The sequence below is a fragment of the Bordetella genomosp. 11 genome (assembly GCF_002261215.1).
Classification (GTDB): Bacteria; Pseudomonadota; Gammaproteobacteria; order Burkholderiales; family Burkholderiaceae_B; genus Bordetella_C.
Genome location: NZ_NEVS01000004.1, coordinates 2,537,492 through 2,553,171 on the forward strand (window position 1 = coordinate 2,537,492; position 15,680 = coordinate 2,553,171).

Genomic DNA, 15,680 nt, shown 5'->3' on the forward strand with positions numbered 1-15,680 from the left:
TCAGGAAACGGTACGCACCGGCACGCGCTTGGCCAGCGCGCACAGCAATTCGTAGCCGATGGTGCCGGCTGCCTGCGCGACTTCGTCCACCGAGGGGCCGTCGGCGCCCCAAAGGGAAACCGGGGCGTCGACGCCGGCGTCCGGTACGGGCGTCAGGTCCACCGCCAGCATATCCATCGACACGCGGCCAAGCAGGCGGGTGCGGGTGCCGGCCACGACGACCGGGGTCCCGGTGCCGGCATGGCGGGGATAGCCATCGGCATAGCCACAGGCGACCACGCCGATCCGGATGGGCGCATCTGCCGTGAAGAGACTGCCATATCCCACCGTGTCCCCCGCGCGCAGGTCTTGCGTGGCGATGATGCGCGAGCGCAGCGACATGGCCGGTTTTAATCCGAACGAAGCCGCATCGGCATCGGCGAACGGCGAGGCGCCATACAGGCAGATGCCGGGACGCACCCAGCTTGCCGTCCCCGGACGCGCCAGCGCGATTTCCGGATAGCGCAACGTGGCGGCGGAATTGGAGATGCTGACCGGGCCCGGCAGGTCGCCCGTCACCCGCTGGAAGACCGCCAGTTGTTCCGCGACGCCGGCGGGGCCGTCGGCGTTGGCGAAATGCGTCATGCGGCCGATGCTGCCCACTATGCCCCGGTCGCGCAATTCCAGCGCGCGCGCATGCGCGGCCCGATAGGCGTCGGGGGCGAAACCCAGCCGGTTCATGCCGCTGTTCAGTTTGAGCAGGACGTCCAGCGGGCGCGCGGGCCGGCTATGCGCGAGCATATCCAGCTGTTCGCGGCTATGCACGACGGAGGTCAGGCGATAGCGGTCGGCCAGCTCCAGGTCCGTCGGTTCGAAACACCCTTCCAGCAGCAGGATGGGCCGGGCGAATCCCGATTCGCGGCATTCCAGGGCCTCGGCAAGATCCAGCATCGCCAACCCATCGGCCTGCGCGAACCCCTCTACACCCTGTGCCGTCCCGTGGCCATAGCTGTGCGCTTTGATGACCGCCCAGATGGACGGCGCCACCCATTGCGTGCCGTCCGCCCCGGACGCCGACGCGGCAGCCTGATCGAGATGCCGGCGGACGACGGCCAAGTTGTGCGACAGGGCGGAAACGGAAATAGTGACGGAAATCGGTCTGGGCATAGCAGCTATCCTGGAGCCCGACAAGTCTACCCGATCCGCATACCCCCCTCGCCGTGACAGCATAAAATGCCCGATCCCACGGAACGGGCGCCTATCCGCCGTTATGGCCGTCGACCACTACGAAAACTTCCCTGTCGCATCGATCCTGCTGCCGCGCCGGCTGCGCGTGGCGGTCGGCGATATCTACCGCTTCGCGCGCAGCGCCGACGATATCGCCGACGAAGGCAGCGCGGACGACGCCAGCCGGCTGGCGGCGCTGGCCGCATATCGCGCCGAACTGCACCGCATCGCCCAGGGCAAGCCAGGCGAGCGCGCCGTGGCAGACCCGGCCCTGGCGCCGATCTTCGACCCGCTCGCCGCGACCATCGCGCGCCATCAATTGCCCATCACGCCGTTCTACGACCTGCTGTCGGCGTTCGAACAGGACGTGGCGGTCAAGCGCTACGCCGACGATGCCGCGCTGCTGGATTATTGTTCCCGATCGGCCAATCCGGTCGGCCGGCTGATGCTCGCCCTGTATCGGGCCGAAAGCCCGGACAATCTGCGCGATGCCGATGCGATCTGCACGGCGCTGCAGCTCACGAATTTCTGGCAGGACGTGCATATCGATTGGCGCAAGGACCGCGTATACCTGCCGCAGGACGCGCTGCGCCGGCATCGCGTCACGGAAGAGGACATCGCCACCTGCCGGCTGACACCGGCCTGGGAATCGCTGATGGCGGAGATGATCGGCCGGACGCGGTCGCTGTTAAACTCCGGCGCCGCCCTGCCCCGACGCCTGCCGGGCCGCGTCGGCCTGGAGCTGCGGCTGGTGGTCCAGGGCGCGCTCCGTATACTGGAACGCATCGAGCAGGCACGCTACGACGTGTTCTTGAATCGCCCTCGACTGGGTGCGAAAGATTGGGTCGTCATGATGTGGCGCGTGTGGCGCAAGGCGTAATGGATCACTGAAATGACTCCCGACGAATACTGCCAGGACAAGGCCGCCAAGAGCGGATCCAGCTTTTATTACGCTTTCCTGTTCCTGCCTCCGGAACGGCGGCGCGCGATCACCGCGCTGTATGCCTTTGGCCGCGAGGTGGACGATGTGGTCGACGAAGTCAGCGATGTCTCCGTGGCCCGCATCAAGCTGGCATGGTGGCGCACCGAGATCGATCGCATGTACGGCGGCAAGCCGGAACATCCGGTGACGCGCGCGCTGGAGCCGCATCTGCAGGTCTACGGTATCCCGCGCGACCGCATGCTGGCGGTGGTCGACGGCATGGAAATGGACCTGGACCAGACGCGCTACCTGGACTGGCCCGGCCTGCGCAAGTACTGCTGGCACGTGGCGGGCGTCATCGGCGAAATGTCCGCCGCGATCTTCGGCTACACCGATCCGTCGACCCTGGTCTATGCCGAAAAACTCGGGCTGGCCTTCCAGATGACCAACATCATCCGCGACGTCGGGGACGACGCGCGCCGCGGCCGGATCTATCTGCCCATCGAAGACCTGCAGCAGTTCGACGTCAAGGCGGCGGATATCCTGAACGGCCGCTACTCGCCCGGTTTCAGCGCCTTGATGGCCTTCCAGGCGGCGCGCGCGCGCGCGCTGTACACGGAAGCGATGTCGGCGCTGCCGGAAGCCGACCGGCGGGCGCAACGGCCGGGCCTGATGATGGCCGCTATCTATCATGCGCTGCTGGACGAGATCGAACGCGACGACTGGCAAGTGCTGCACCAGCGCATTTCGCTGACGCCCGTGCGCAAGCTGTGGCTGGCCTGGAAAACCTGGGTCGGCGGCGGCCGCGGGCTGGTGCGCCGACTGGCGCGATGAAAACCGCCGTCGTCGGTGCCGGCTGGTCGGGCCTGGCCGCGGCAACGGCCTTGCGGGAAGCCGGCTGCGACGTCACGGTGTACGAAACGGCGCACACGCCTGGCGGGCGCGCCAAGCGGGTCGGCCAGCCGGCCGACGAGGAATTCGCCACGCCGCTGGACAACGGCCAGCACATCCTGCTGGGCGCCTACACCGACACATTGGCCCTGATGCGTCGCCTGGGCCGCGATCCCGATACGCTGTTCCTGCGGCAGCCGCTGAATCTGGTCGCGCTGGATGGCGGGTTCACGCTGGCAGCGCCACGCCTGCCGGCACCGTGGCATGCCGCCGTGGCCCTGCTGTCGGCACGCGGCCTGTCCTGGCGCGACCGCCTGGGCTGCATGCGGCTGATGCGTGGCCTGCGCGCCGCGGCCTGGCGCGTGCCGCAAGGCACGACCGTCAAGGCCATGCTGGACCGCCACGGCCAGTCCGCGCCGGCCACGCGCCTGCTGTGGGAACCCTTGTGCCTGGCAGCGCTCAACACGCCCATCGAACAGGCCTGCGCCCAGCTCTATGCCAACGTGCTGCGCGACAGCCTGGGCGGCCCGCGCGCGGCCACCGACATCCTGTTGCCGCGTGGGGATCTGTCGGCCTTGTGGCCCGACGCGGCCGCGGCGCGCGTGCATATGCGCTACGGCCATACCGTGCATAGCGTGGCGCCGGACGCGAACGGTGTCGCTGTCGATGGCGACCGCTATGACGCCGCCGTGGTCGCCGTCCCGCCCCAGAGCGCGGCCCGGATGCTGGCGCAGGGCGCCGCGCATGCGCTGGCGGCCGGACTGGCGGATATGCCGCACTCGCCCATCGCCACATTGACGCTTAAGCTGGCCGCACCCTGGCCACTGCCGCGGTGCATGATGATGCTGGCTGACGACCCGGCCCGCGGCCACCACGGCCAATGGATCTTCGATAAAACGTCGCTGGCCGGCCATGCCGGCGGTGCCACCGAACTCGCGGTAGTGGTAAGCGCGGCGGCGTCAGTGGCGGAACGGGACCGCCAGCAGGCAATCGCCGCGATCGCCGGACAAGTGCGCGAGCAGGCCGCCCGGCGCGGCTTGCCGCCCATGCCGCCCGTGGTGGGATCCGCGCTGCTGATCGACAAACGCGCCACGTTCCTGGCCTTGCCGGCCGTCGCGCGACCGGCGCAAAAAACGGCCTGGCCGGGCCTGGCGCTGGCCGGGGACTGGACCGACACAGGGTATCCGGCCGTCCTGGAAGGCGCCGTGCGCGGCGGCCTGCGCGCGGCGGCCGCGATCCTGTCGCCCGGCGCGCATTGAAGCGGCACGGTCCTTTGCGTTCCGGACAACCGGCATAACAATCGCGCGCGATCCGGCCGCGTCGCGCGCCGTCCGTTCGCCGGACTGCCGCGGCGGCTCAGGCCAGACTGCGTACGGTATAGAGCCCCGCCGCCGTCAAGAGCAGCGAGCCCGCCAGGCTGGCGCCCGCGTAGGTCAGCGCCACCCCGTAGGCCCCCTCTTCGATGAAGGCGACGGTCTCGGCCGAGAACGTCGAGAAAGTGGTCAGCCCGCCCAGGAAACCGGTGATGCACGCCAACCGTATCCACGCCGGCCAGTCCGGGTGCCCGGCGACCAGGGCGACCATGACGCCGATCAGGTATCCACCCACGAGGTTCGCCGCCATGGTGCCCCACGGCCAGGCGCCCGCGTTGAAGAACAGCCCCAGCACCCAGCGCAGCCAGGCGCCCAGGGTGGCGCCGATACCGATCGCGAGGAAATTCCCGACAGTGAACATGACCGCCACGCGCGCGCATGCGCGCGTCCCGTTGAAAACAAGGGGGGATTATCGCAATAAACGCCGGCGCATCAACACGGCCGCGCCCCACACCGCCGCCACCCCGGTGACAATCAGCTGAATCAGGTCGGCCCATAGCGTCGGAGGATAGTGCCCCAGCACCAGCGGCCGCAGGATGTCGACCGCGGGCGACAGCGGCAGCCAGCGCATCACGGCGACCAACGGCGCCGGCAGCTGAGACACGGGAAAGAACACGCCGGATAGGAAGACCATGGGCGTAATGACCAGCGTGAAGTAGTACATGAAGAAGTCGTAGCCGCGCGCCAGCGCGCTGACGATCATCGACATGGCGGCGAACAGCACGCCCATCGGCAGCAACACCAGGGGAATCCACGCAAGCGTCCCGGCGCGCGAAATATCCAGGGCGATCACCACCAGCAGAATGGCGATGCCGCTCTTCATGGCCTTGGCCGCGGCCCACAGGATTTCGGCCCACACCACGTCGTCCAGGCTGAGCGGCGTGTTCAGCATCGCGTCCCAGGTACGCTGTATCTGCAGGCGCGAAAACGCGCTATAGGTGGCCTCGAAAGTGGCGCCGTACAGCGCGCCCACGCAGATCGAGCCGGCCGACAGATACGTCACGTAAGGCACGCCTTCCACGCCGGGCAGCATGCCGCCCAACCCGTAGCCCAGCGCCAGCAGCGCCACCATGGGGTCCAGCACGTCGCCCAGGATGGTCGTCAGCGCCGTCTTGCGCCACACCAGGAAATTGCGGCGGATCACGGCGAAACTGCGGGCGCTCGGCCATGGCCAGCGCCACAGGCCCGGCATGGCCGGGCGCACCGCCGCCGCGTTGTCGGATGCCGCCATCGCTAGGTGTCCTCGCGCATATCGCGGCCTGTCAGCCGCAGGAACAGGTCTTCAAGATTGGCGGGCCGATGCAGATAGCGCAAGCCCGTCTCGCCGCGCAGGGCGCGGACGATAGGCTCGGCATCGTCCGTATAGCAGAACGCCGTTTCCCCGCTGACTTCCACACGCGCAGGCAAGCCCGCCTGCTGGCGCTGCAGCCAGTCCGGCAGGCCGTCGCCATAGATCTCCACCACCTGCGGTTCGACGTACTTTTCGATCAGCGCGCGCGGCGTGCCTTCGGCGATCATGCGTCCGCGGTCGATCACGCCCAGCCTGTGGCACAACCGTTCCGCCTCGTCCATGAAATGGGTGGTCAGGAGGATGGTCTTGCCGCGCGCCAGCAGGGTTTTCAGGCGTTCCCAGATCAAATGGCGCGCCTGCGGATCCAGGCCGGTGGTGGGTTCGTCCATCACGATCAGGTCGGGGTCGTTGATCATGGCGCGTGCCAGCGTCAGCCGCCGCTTCATGCCGCCGGACAACTCGCCGATGCGCGATCGCGCCTTGGCCGTCAACGCGGCGAACTCCAGCAGGCCCGGAATGCGCTCGCGGATCTGCGCGTCGCGCAGGCCGAAATAGCGGCCGAAGACCAGCAGGTTCTCCGCCACGGTGAAATCCGGATCCAGGTTGTCCATCTGCGGGACCACGCCCACTTTCATGCGCGCCTGGCTGGCCTGCGACGGGATCGGATGGGCCAGCAGCTCGATACGGCCGCCATCGTAGGGAGTCAGTCCCAGCAGCGTACGCAGCGTCGTCGTCTTGCCGGCGCCGTTGGGGCCCAGCAGTCCATAGCATTCGCCGCGCCGCAGGAAAAACGAAAGATCCTGGACGATGGGCCGCCCGTTGTAGCGCTTGCACAGCCCTTCGATGCGCAGGGCTGCCTGATCGGACTGGGGGAGCGTCGTGGCGCGAGTCATCGCCGCATTCTAGCCTTGCCCGGGCGCGCCGCCGATACACCGGGCGATACGCCGTTTGTGCGAGAGGCGAAACGGCCAATTCCACTGTGTGGAAATGAACACCGCGCCGGCCCCCTGCCGTCCTCTACACTGGCCGCACAAACAAACACGCGTGCCCACGACTGCGGCCCGCGTTACGCCGGCGCCATATTTGCCGGATGTGGAGACACGATATGCAGCATTCACCTTCCCGCCGCCGTTTGCTCACGGCGGCCGCCGGCGTCGCAGCCGCCTCATGGCTGCCCAGCGCCGCGCTGGCTCAATCGCCGGCCCTGCCGGACAAGACTTTGCGGCTGATCGTGCCGTTCGCGCCCGGCGGACCGGTCGACAGCCTGGGACGCCTGCTCGGCAAGATCATGAGCCCCGGATTGAAGCAACCCGTGGTCGTCGATAACCGGCCGGGCGGGGGCGGCGTGGTGGCGCTCAATGCCGTCAGCAGCGCGCCCGCCGACGGCGCGACGATGGTGCTGTCCTCCATTACCCTGGTCACCACCCCGGCCATGATGCCGGTCGCCTACAACGCCGAAAAAGACTTCGAGCCCATCACCGTCGCGGCCTTCATTCCGCATATCCTGGTCGTGCGCGCCGACGCCGAAGCCAGGACGCTGGCCGAGCTGGTCGCCGCCGCCAAGGCCAAGCCCGGCAGCATGAGCTACGGTTCCTCCGGCAACGGCACCTCGGCGCACCTGGCCGGCGCGCTGTTCGCCGACCGCGCGGGCCTGCAGGTCACGCATGTGCCCTATCGCGGCGCCGCGCCCGCCCTGACGGACCTGCTGGCCGGCCGGCTGCAGTTCATGTTCCTCGATACGCCGACGCTGCTGCCCTACCTGCGCGCCGGCAAACTGCGCGCCCTGGCCGCCGCGCCCGCCGCCGGCGCCAAGGCCTTGCCCGACGTGCCGACTATCGCCGCCTCGGGATATCCCGGTTTCGACATCCACGCGTGGTACGGCGCGCTGATCAAGGCAGGCACGCCGGAGCCCACGCGCCAGGCGCTCTACGCCGCCGTGCGCGACGCGTTGGGCAGCGATGAAGCCCGGCAATACCTGGCATCGGTCGGCATCGATCCAGGCGGTATGCCGCCCGCGCAGTTCGCCAGCCTGATCCACGACGATCTGGCGCAATGGAAGGACACGATCAGCCGCCTGCACATCTCCATCGGCTGATCGCCGGCCGCGTCCAGCGCCTCGCCGCGCGTAACGCACTTTTCAAGAGACATCCATGCGTATCGCCATCCCCGACGACTACCAGGACTGCATACGCGGCCTGGACTGCTATGCCCGGCTCGCCGGCCACGACGTGACGATCTTTCACGACAACGTGAAGGATATCGATGCGCTGGCCGAGCGCTTTCGCGACGCCGAGGCCATCGTGCTGACACGCGAACGCACCCAGGTCGGCGACGCGCTGCTGCGCCGGCTGCCGACGCTGCGCCTGATCAGCCAGATCGGCAAGGTCGCTCCGCACATCGACGTGGCTGCCTGCACCGCGCACGGCGTGGCGGTGGCGGAAGGGTCCGGGTCCGGCGCGGCCACAGCCGAGCTGACCTGGGCGCTGATGCTGGCCAGCCGGCGCCACCTGGTGACCGAGGCGAACCGCCTGCGCGCCGGCCTGTGGCAGGGCACGCTGGGCCAGGAACTGCGCGGACAACGCCTGGGTGTCTGGAGCTACGGACGCATCGGGCGCCAGGTCGCGAACTACGGCCGCGCTTTCGGCATGCGGGTCTGGGTATGGGGCGGGCCCGATTCCACGCGGCAGGCGCGCGAGGATGGTATCGAAGTCGCGCCCAGCCGCGACGACTTCTTTGCCGGCAGCGACGTACTTACCCTGCACTTGCGGTTGGGCCCCGGCACGCAGGGCGTGATCGGCCCCGCGGACCTGGCGCGCATGAAGACCTCGGCATTGATCGTCAATACCAGCCGCGCCGAGCTGATCGCGCCGGGGGCGCTGGAAGCCGCCTTGCGCGCCGGCCGCCCCGGCTACGCGGCTATCGATACCTTCGAATCCGAACCCATCCTGGGCGCGGACCATCCGCTGCTGGGCATGGACAACGCCCTGTGCACACCGCACCTGGGCTTTGTCGAAAAAGACAATTACGAAGCCTACTTCGGCACGGCGTTCGACAACATCAATGCATTCTGCGCGGGCGCGCCCACGAATCTGGTGAATCCGGAGGTGCTGGCCCGGGGCGCTGCCACGGCCGGGCGCGGATGAATCGCCCCGGCCCGCACGGGCCGGATGCTTAAAAACGGTAACTGAAACAACGGGGATCGCGGGAAGGCCGGGCCACGCCCGGCCTTCTTCGGCTGGCGCTTCCTACAATACCGCGTGCGCCTTGACGTAGGCCTTCACTGCCTGTGCATCGCAGTCCATGATCTGCACCCGCTGCGGCAGCGACTCCAGGTCCGCCATCCCGGACGGCGGCGGCACCGGCCGGCCAAGGGCTTCCTGGATGGTGTCGGAGAACTTCGCCGGCAACGCCGTTTCCAGCACCAGCATCGGCACACCGGTTTCCATGTAGGCACGCGCGACCTTCACGCCATCGGCGGTGTGAGGATCGATCAGCACGCCGCTGTCGTCATACGTCGACCGGATGGTCGCCAGGCGATCCGCATGCGTGCTGACCCCGCCGACAAAACCGTACTCGGACGTGAACGAACCGCGCATCGCCGACAGGTCGAACTGCCCGGTTTCCGCCAGTTCGCGCCACAAAGCCTTCACCCGCGCCGCGTCGCCCCCGACCAGATCGTAGACGAAACGCTCGAAGTTGGACGCGCGCGAAATATCCATGGACGGACTGGACGTGGCGTAGGTATCCACGGCCGAGCGCGGCCGGTAGATCCCCGTGCGCAGGAATTCCTCCAGCACGTTGTTCTCGTTGGTGGCCAGTACCAGGCGGCGCACCGGCAAGCCCATGCGGCGGGCGATATGACCGGCCAGGATATTGCCGAAATTGCCCGATGGCACGGCGAAAGACACCTGCTGGTCGGCGCGCGTCGTCGCGCGCAGCCAGCCGTGGATGTAATACACCACCTGGGCGGCGATACGCGCCCAGTTAATCGAATTGACCGCGCCCAGCCGGCAGGCCGCCTTGAATTCCAGGTCGCCAGCCAGCAGCTTGACGATGTCCTGGCAATCGTCGAAGACGCCGCGCACGGCGATGTTGTGGATGTTCGCATCCTGCAGCGAGTACATCTGCGCACGCTGGAAGGGACTCATGCGGCCGTGGGGCGACAGCATGAATACCGCCACGCCCTTCTTGCCGCGCAGCGCGTACTCCGCCGCCGACCCCGTGTCGCCCGAGGTCGCGCCCAGGATGTTCAGCGTCGTTCCACGCTTGGCCAGCACGTATTCGAAGACCTGGCCCAGGAACTGCATGGCCATGTCCTTGAACGCCAGCGTCGGCCCGTCGGACAGGCCCAGCAGGCTCATTCCATCCGTCAGCGGCCGCAGCGGCACGATATCCTCGCTGCCGAATATCTGTTCCGTATAGGCCGCGCGCGTCAGGCGGTGCAGGTCGTCCGCGGGAATGTCGTCGGCGAACAGGCGCAAGACCTCGAACGCCAGATCGGCATACGGCAGGCCGCGCCACGCGGCCAGCGTATCGGCCGACAGGCGCGGCAGGACCTCGGGAACGGCCAGGCCGCCGTCGGGCGCCAGGCCTTCCAGCAGGATGTCGGAAAAATTCTGCGGCGCCATGCCGCCACGGGTGGAAACGTATTTCATGACAGGGACTCCATGCGGATGCGGGTGACCCGCGAACGCACGAAAGGCAGGCCTTCGATGCGGCCGATAGCCGTGCTGACATCGCCTTCGACGGCCTGGTGCGTCAGGAAAATGATGTCGGCGCCGCCGATATGCGAGGGCTGCTGGATCATGGAGCCGATGGAGATCCGGTGTTCCGCCAGGACACGCGCGATATCCGCCAGCACGCCAGGCTGGTCATCGACCCGCAGGCGCAGGTAGAAAGACGTCGATACTTTATCGATCGACAGGATGGGCGTGTCCGACATTGCGTCCGGCTGGAACGCCAGGTGCGGCACGCGATTGCCCGGATCGGCCGTGTGCAGGCGCGTGACGTCCACCAGATCGGCCACCACGGCCGATGCGGTGGGCTCCTCGCCGGCGCCCTGCCCGTAGTACAAGGTGGGACCCACCGCATCGCCGCGCACCATCACGGCGTTCATGGGGCCTTCCACGTTCGCCAGCAGGCGCTCGGCCGGGATCAGCGCCGGATGCACCCGCAATTCGATGCCATCCGGGCGGCGACGCGTCATACCCAGCAGCTTGATGCGATAGCCCAGCCGCTCGGCATGCGCGATATCTTCCTGCGCCAGCGCGGAGATCCCTTCCACATAGGCCTTGTCGAACTGCACCGGCACGCCGAACGCCAGCGACGCCAGCAGCGTCAGCTTATGCGCGGCATCGATGCCCTCGATATCGAAAGTGGGGTCGGCCTCGGCATAGCCCAGGCGCTGCGCCTCGGCCAGGACTTCCGCGAAAGGCTGCCCGCGCGTGCGCATTTCGGACAGGATGAAATTCGTGGTGCCGTTGATGATGCCGGCCACCCATTCGATGCGGTTGGCGGTCAGCCCCTCGCGGATCGCCTTGATGATGGGAATGCCGCCGGCCACCGCGGCCTCGAACGCCACCATGACCCCGCGCGCGGAGGCGGCCGCGAAAATCTCGTTGCCATGCTTGGCCAGCAGCGCCTTGTTGGCCGTGACCACATGCTTGCCCTCGGCGATGGCTTGCAGCACCAGTTCGCGGGCCAGCGTATCGCCGCCGATCAGCTCGACGACGATGTCGATATCCGGATTGCGCACGACTTCGTAGGGGTCGGTCGTGACCACCGCCGCGTCGCCGACGCGGCTGGCCGCCTTGGCGGCATCGCGCACGGCGATATGGCTGACTTCGATGCGGCGCCCCGCGCGCCGTGCGATTTCTTCGGCGTTGCGCGACAGGACCGTGAAGGTTCCGCCACCCACCACACCCAGGCCCAGCAGGCCTACCTTCATGGGATTCATTTCAGCAATCCGTCCTTGCGGAACATTTCCTTGATGCCGCGCACAGCCTGGCGGGTGCGCTGCTCGTTCTCGATGAGCGCGAAGCGCACATAGTCGTCACCGTATTCGCCGAAGCCGATCCCGGGGGACACGGCGACCTTGGCGTCGGCCAGCAGGCGCTTGGAGAATTCCAGCGATCCCAGGGCCTTGTAGGGCTCCGGAATCTGCGCCCAGATATACATGGAGGCCTTGGGGATTTCCACATTCCAGCCGGCCTCGTGCAGGCCCCGGGCGAGTACGTCGCGCCGGCTGCGGTACTGTTCCACGACCTGCTTGACGCAGTCCTGCGGGCCGTCCAGGGCGGCGATCGACGCCACCTGGATGGGCGTGAACGTCCCGTAGTCGTGATAGCTCTTGATGCGCGCCAGCGCGTGCACCAGTTCCCGGTTGCCCACCATGAAGCCGATCCGCCAGCCCGCCATGTTGTAGCTCTTGCTCATGGTGAAGAATTCCACCGCCACATCGCGCGCGCCCGGCACCTGCATGATGGACGGCGCGACATAGCCGTCGAAACAGATATCCGCGTAGGCGAGGTCGTGCACCACCAGGATGTCGTGCTCCTTGGCCAGCGCGACCACGCGCTCGAAGAAGCCCAGGTCCACGCACTGGGCGGTGGGGTTGCTGGGGAAGCCCAGCACCATCATCTTGGGCTTGGGAATGGATTCGCGCACCGCGCGTTCGAGCTCTTCGAAGAAATCCACCCCGGGCGTCATCCGCACCGACCGGATATTGGCGCCGGCGATCACCGCGCCATAAATATGGATGGGGTAGCTGGGATTGGGCACCAGCACCGTGTCGCCCCGATCCAGGGTGGCCAGCATCAAGTGGGCCAGGCCTTCCTTCGACCCGATGGTGACGATCGCCTCGCTGTCCGGATCGATATCCACGGCATAGCGGCGCTGGTACCAGTCGGAAATCGCCTTGCGCAGCCTGGGAATTCCCTTGGATACGGAATAGCCGTGGGTGTCGGGACGGTTCGCCGCCTCGATGAGCTTGTCGACGATGTGGCGCGGCGTGGCGCCGTCAGGGTTGCCCATGGACATGTCGATGATGTCCTCCCCCCGCCGTCGCGCCGCCATTTTCAATTCGGCCGTGATATTGAAAACGTATGGCGGCAGGCGCTCGATGCGCGAGAAGTTCCTCATGACGGGAATCCTTGATGCGGGTGTGGAATTATGGGCTAACCCGATAATCTAGCCGATGGCGGGCAGGCCGGCAAATGACGGGGAAAATAGCGTTTTCCCCCGTGTTGGGCGCGCAACATGCCTGCATTGCGATGCGCTATCATCCGCACAACAAGCCGGAGTCCTTATTGAAGCTGCATACTGAGCCTGAGTCGGCCCTGAATACCGTGACCGCATACGGTGACGGATATATCGAAGTCAACCAGGTACGTTTTTCCCACGCGGTCGCGTTCGGCCCCGAAGGCGCCGTCGCCGAATGGCCGGTCAGGGCGGCAGACCAGATCACTTCCGCGCTCTTGCGCCAGGCCGCCGGCCTGCCCGAACCGGTTCGCGATCCGCTCGCCTTCCTGGACGAGCCCGATTCCGCGCCCGCCCTGCCCCCCAACGCTCCCGAAGTGCTGCTCATCGGCACGGGCGCCCGCCAGCGCTTCCTGCGCCCGGAGGTGCTGCGCCCGCTGCTGACGGCGGGCATCGGCATCGAGACCATGGATACCCAGGCGGCCGCGCGCACCTACAACATACTGATGTCGGAGGGGCGGCGCGTGGTCGTCGCCCTGATCCCCACCGGAGAATCCCAATAATGAAGCCGATCATAGGCAAACCGGCCCCTCTTTTCACCGCTGAAAGCACCATCGGGCCGATCAGCCTGGAACAATGCCGCGGCCGCGCGGTGGTTCTGTATTTCTATCCCAAGGACAACACGCCAGGCTGCACGACCGAAAGCCAGGATTTTCGCGACCTGCATGAAACCTTCCTGGGCGCGGGCTGCGTGGTGATCGGCATTTCGCGCGATTCCCTCAAATCCCACGAGAACTTCCGCTGCAAATACGAATTGCCCTTTCCCCTCATTACCGACCCGGACGAAACCGTATGCAATCTGTTCGGCGTCATCAAACAGAAGAATATGTATGGCAAGCAGGTGCGCGGTATTGAACGCAGCACCTTCCTGATCGATGCCTATGGCGTGCTGGTGCAGGAATGGCGCGGGGTCAAGGTTCCCGGTCACGCCAAGGAAGTCCTGCAGGCCGCCAAAAGTATCGGTTGACCGATTCCCGTAGTCCCCGTCAGGCGATTTTGCCGGCCCCCCAAGGAGAGTGACTCCATGCCGCTTCCCAAGTTGCCCACCCGTCCCGCCGCCATCCTGACCTTCCCTTCGGGCGAAGCCGCCCGCACGACCGCGCCCCGCGCGGCCAAATCGCAGGCGGACCAGCCGGAACCGGAACTCGTCCAGCCGCAGCTGACCGGTATCGCCGCCCCGCAGGCAGCCTCCCCCCGTAAAACCACGGCGCGCAAGGAATCCGGCCGCAAGGCGATGCCGGCCGAAGCGGCCGCCGTGGCGCCCGCCGCCCCGGGCCTGCGGCCATCGGTGCCCAGCCCCGTCCCCGCCGCCGCCCCGGCACCGACACGCAAGACCCGCGCACGCAGCGAAACGGGCGTGCGCAAGCTGTTCGTGCTGGACACCAATGTCCTTTTGCACGATCCCAGCTCGCTGTTCCGCTTCGAAGAGCACGACATCTTCCTGCCGATGATGACGCTGGAAGAGCTGGACCACCAGAAGAAAGGCATGTCGGAAGTCGCGCGCAACGCGCGCCAGGTCAGCCGTTCGCTGGACGCGCTGGTCAGCGACACCGTCAAGCTGGACGAAGGGCTGGCGCTGAATGCGCTGGGCAACAAGGACGCCAATGGGCGCCTGCTGCTGCAGACCACCGCCATTCACAGCACGCTGCCTTCCGACCTGCCCATGGGCAAGGCGGACAACCAGATACTGGGCGTGGTGCGCGCCCTGCAGGAAAAATACCCGCAGCGCGAAGTCGTGCTGGTGTCCAAGGACATCAACATGCGGCTGAAGGCCCGCGCGCTCGGCATGGCGGCCGAGGACTATTTCAACGACCAGGTACTGGAAGACTCCGACCTGCTCTACACCGGCGTGATGCAGTTGCCGGAAGACTTCTGGAACAAGCACGGCAAGGACGTCGAATCCTGGCAGCAGGGCGGCACCACCTTCTACCGCATCAGCGGGCCGCTGTGCGCGCAATTCGTGGTCAACCAGTTCGTTTATTTCGAAGGGCAGATGCCGCTTTACGCCCAGGTGCGTGAAGTGAACGGCAAGACGGCGGTGCTGGCCACGCTGCGCGACTACACGCATGGCAAGAACAATGTGTGGGGCATCACGGCGCGCAACCGCGAGCAGAATTTCGCCCTGAACCTGCTGATGAACCCGGAATGCGATTTCATCTCGCTGCTGGGCCAGGCCGGCACGGGCAAGACCCTGCTCGCCCTGGCCGCCGGCCTGACGCAGGTACTCGAAACCAAGCGCTATACCGAGATCATCATGACGCGGGTCACTGTGCCCGTGGGCGAAGACATCGGTTTCCTTCCCGGCACGGAAGAAGAAAAAATGCTGCCGTGGATGGGCGCGCTCGAGGACAACCTGGACGTGCTGAACATGGGCGACGGCGATGGCAACGGCGACTGGGGCCGGGCGGCCACGATGGATCTCATCCGCTCGCGCATCAAGGTGAAGTCGCTGAACTTCATGCGGGGTCGAACCTTCCTGAACAAATACCTGATCATCGACGAAGCGCAGAACCTGACGCCCAAGCAGATGAAGACCCTGGTCACCCGCGCCGGTCCGGGCACCAAGGTCATCTGCCTGGGCAATATCGCGCAGATCGATACGCCGTACCTGACGGAAGGCAGCTCGGGCCTGACCTATGTGGTCGACCGCTTCAAGGGCTGGCCGCATTCCGGCCACGTCACCCTGCAGCGGGGCGAACGCTCCAGGCTGGCCGACTACGCCGGCGACGTCCTGTAGGGA

Annotated in this window: 15 protein-coding genes; 8 read left to right on the forward strand and 7 right to left on the reverse strand. The window is 66.9% G+C overall.

Annotated features, from left to right (window positions below):
• Window positions 1-1,146, reverse strand: a complete 1,146-nt coding sequence (gene alr, locus CAL28_RS19030; RefSeq protein WP_094842821.1) for an alanine racemase — start codon at window positions 1,144-1,146, stop codon at window positions 1-3.
• Window positions 1,147-1,249: 103 nt separating this feature from the next.
• Here alr and hpnC point away from each other — a divergent pair, with 103 nt between their 5' ends.
• From hpnC to hpnE, 3 genes are read left to right on the forward strand one after another with little or no spacing between them, the layout of a single operon-like run.
• Entirely contained in the window at window positions 1,250-2,086 is an 837-nt protein-coding gene (gene hpnC, locus CAL28_RS19035; protein ID WP_094842822.1) for a squalene synthase HpnC, read from the forward strand.
• A 12-nt stretch (window positions 2,087-2,098) separates the two neighbouring features.
• Entirely contained in the window at window positions 2,099-2,962 is an 864-nt protein-coding gene (gene hpnD / locus CAL28_RS19040) for a presqualene diphosphate synthase HpnD (RefSeq protein ID WP_094842823.1), read from the forward strand.
• Complete coding sequence (hpnE, locus tag CAL28_RS19045; protein WP_094842824.1) at window positions 2,959-4,278, forward strand: hydroxysqualene dehydroxylase HpnE; 1,320 nt, start codon at window positions 2,959-2,961, stop codon at window positions 4,276-4,278. The genes hpnD and hpnE overlap by 4 nt, the downstream gene beginning before the upstream one ends.
• A gap of 97 nt (window positions 4,279-4,375) precedes the next feature.
• Here the strand turns inward: hpnE and crcB are convergent, their stop codons facing one another.
• The 3 genes from crcB to CAL28_RS19060 are packed head-to-tail and all read right to left on the reverse strand — an operon-like array spanning window position 4,376 to window position 6,576.
• Window positions 4,376-4,753, reverse strand: a complete 378-nt coding sequence (crcB, locus tag CAL28_RS19050; RefSeq protein ID WP_094842825.1) for a fluoride efflux transporter CrcB — start codon at window positions 4,751-4,753, stop codon at window positions 4,376-4,378.
• A 48-nt stretch (window positions 4,754-4,801) separates the two neighbouring features.
• A complete protein-coding gene (locus tag CAL28_RS19055; RefSeq protein ID WP_254926171.1) occupies window positions 4,802-5,623 on the reverse strand; it encodes an ABC transporter permease in 822 nt (273 codons plus the stop codon).
• Window positions 5,624-5,625: 2 nt separating this feature from the next.
• The gene (locus CAL28_RS19060) at window positions 5,626-6,576 is read right to left on the reverse strand and encodes an ATP-binding cassette domain-containing protein (protein ID WP_094842826.1); all 951 of its coding nucleotides are present in this window, start codon (window positions 6,574-6,576) and stop codon (window positions 5,626-5,628) included.
• A gap of 212 nt (window positions 6,577-6,788) precedes the next feature.
• On the opposite strand from CAL28_RS19060, the gene CAL28_RS19065 reads away from it, so the two are divergent.
• Window positions 6,789-7,778: a Bug family tripartite tricarboxylate transporter substrate binding protein gene (locus CAL28_RS19065; RefSeq protein ID WP_094842827.1), complete on the forward strand. Its 990-nt coding sequence runs from the start codon at window positions 6,789-6,791 to the stop codon at window positions 7,776-7,778.
• A gap of 55 nt (window positions 7,779-7,833) precedes the next feature.
• Window positions 7,834-8,826: a D-2-hydroxyacid dehydrogenase family protein gene (locus CAL28_RS19070; protein ID WP_094842828.1), complete on the forward strand. Its 993-nt coding sequence runs from the start codon at window positions 7,834-7,836 to the stop codon at window positions 8,824-8,826.
• A 102-nt stretch (window positions 8,827-8,928) separates the two neighbouring features.
• On the opposite strand, the gene thrC is transcribed toward CAL28_RS19070, so the two are convergent.
• From thrC to alaC, 3 genes are read right to left on the reverse strand one after another with little or no spacing between them, the layout of a single operon-like run.
• Window positions 8,929-10,338, reverse strand: a complete 1,410-nt coding sequence (gene thrC, locus CAL28_RS19075; RefSeq protein ID WP_094842829.1) for a threonine synthase — start codon at window positions 10,336-10,338, stop codon at window positions 8,929-8,931.
• Window positions 10,335-11,639 (reverse strand): homoserine dehydrogenase, encoded by a 1,305-nt coding sequence (locus CAL28_RS19080; protein ID WP_094842830.1) that lies wholly within the window; start codon window positions 11,637-11,639, stop codon window positions 10,335-10,337. The genes thrC and CAL28_RS19080 overlap by 4 nt, the downstream gene beginning before the upstream one ends.
• On the reverse strand, window positions 11,636-12,823 hold the full coding sequence (gene alaC, locus CAL28_RS19085) for an alanine transaminase (RefSeq protein ID WP_094842831.1): 1,188 nt from the start codon (window positions 12,821-12,823) through the stop codon (window positions 11,636-11,638). Before alaC ends, CAL28_RS19080 begins: the two co-directional genes overlap by 4 nt.
• 167 nt (window positions 12,824-12,990) lie before the next feature.
• Between alaC and CAL28_RS19090 the strand changes: the two genes are divergently transcribed.
• Genes CAL28_RS19090 through CAL28_RS19100 form a run of 3 tightly spaced genes read left to right on the forward strand, consistent with a single transcriptional unit; the run spans window position 12,991 to window position 15,677 of the window.
• A complete protein-coding gene (locus tag CAL28_RS19090) occupies window positions 12,991-13,443 on the forward strand; it encodes an Mth938-like domain-containing protein (protein WP_094844715.1) in 453 nt (150 codons plus the stop codon).
• A complete protein-coding gene (locus CAL28_RS19095; protein WP_094842832.1) occupies window positions 13,443-13,907 on the forward strand; it encodes a peroxiredoxin in 465 nt (154 codons plus the stop codon). Before CAL28_RS19090 ends, CAL28_RS19095 begins: the two co-directional genes overlap by 1 nt.
• A gap of 57 nt (window positions 13,908-13,964) precedes the next feature.
• Window positions 13,965-15,677 (forward strand): PhoH family protein, encoded by a 1,713-nt coding sequence (locus CAL28_RS19100; protein WP_094842833.1) that lies wholly within the window; start codon window positions 13,965-13,967, stop codon window positions 15,675-15,677.
• Window positions 15,678-15,680 lie beyond the last annotated feature (3 nt).

What these genes read in the sequence shown, in the direction of transcription:
- alaC (WP_094842831.1), bottom strand. Translation starts at nt 12,823, where the DNA reads ATGAGGAACTTCTCGCGCATCGAGCGCCTGCCGCCATACGTTTTCAAT.
- CAL28_RS19055 (WP_254926171.1), bottom strand. Translation starts at nt 5,623, where the DNA reads ATGGCGGCATCCGACAACGCGGCGGCGGTGCGCCCGGCCATGCCGGGC.
- CAL28_RS19070 (WP_094842828.1), top strand. Translation starts at nt 7,834, where the DNA reads ATGCGTATCGCCATCCCCGACGACTACCAGGACTGCATACGCGGCCTG.
- hpnE (WP_094842824.1), top strand. Translation starts at nt 2,959, where the DNA reads ATGAAAACCGCCGTCGTCGGTGCCGGCTGGTCGGGCCTGGCCGCGGCA.
- CAL28_RS19060 (WP_094842826.1), bottom strand. Translation starts at nt 6,576, where the DNA reads ATGACTCGCGCCACGACGCTCCCCCAGTCCGATCAGGCAGCCCTGCGC.
- CAL28_RS19080 (WP_094842830.1), bottom strand. Translation starts at nt 11,639, where the DNA reads ATGAATCCCATGAAGGTAGGCCTGCTGGGCCTGGGTGTGGTGGGTGGC.
- hpnD (WP_094842823.1), top strand. Translation starts at nt 2,099, where the DNA reads ATGACTCCCGACGAATACTGCCAGGACAAGGCCGCCAAGAGCGGATCC.
- hpnC (WP_094842822.1), top strand. Translation starts at nt 1,250, where the DNA reads ATGGCCGTCGACCACTACGAAAACTTCCCTGTCGCATCGATCCTGCTG.
- CAL28_RS19100 (WP_094842833.1), top strand. Translation starts at nt 13,965, where the DNA reads ATGCCGCTTCCCAAGTTGCCCACCCGTCCCGCCGCCATCCTGACCTTC.
- alr (WP_094842821.1), bottom strand. Translation starts at nt 1,146, where the DNA reads ATGCCCAGACCGATTTCCGTCACTATTTCCGTTTCCGCCCTGTCGCAC.
- crcB (WP_094842825.1), bottom strand. Translation starts at nt 4,753, where the DNA reads ATGTTCACTGTCGGGAATTTCCTCGCGATCGGTATCGGCGCCACCCTG.
- CAL28_RS19095 (WP_094842832.1), top strand. Translation starts at nt 13,443, where the DNA reads ATGAAGCCGATCATAGGCAAACCGGCCCCTCTTTTCACCGCTGAAAGC.
- thrC (WP_094842829.1), bottom strand. Translation starts at nt 10,338, where the DNA reads ATGAAATACGTTTCCACCCGTGGCGGCATGGCGCCGCAGAATTTTTCC.
- CAL28_RS19065 (WP_094842827.1), top strand. Translation starts at nt 6,789, where the DNA reads ATGCAGCATTCACCTTCCCGCCGCCGTTTGCTCACGGCGGCCGCCGGC.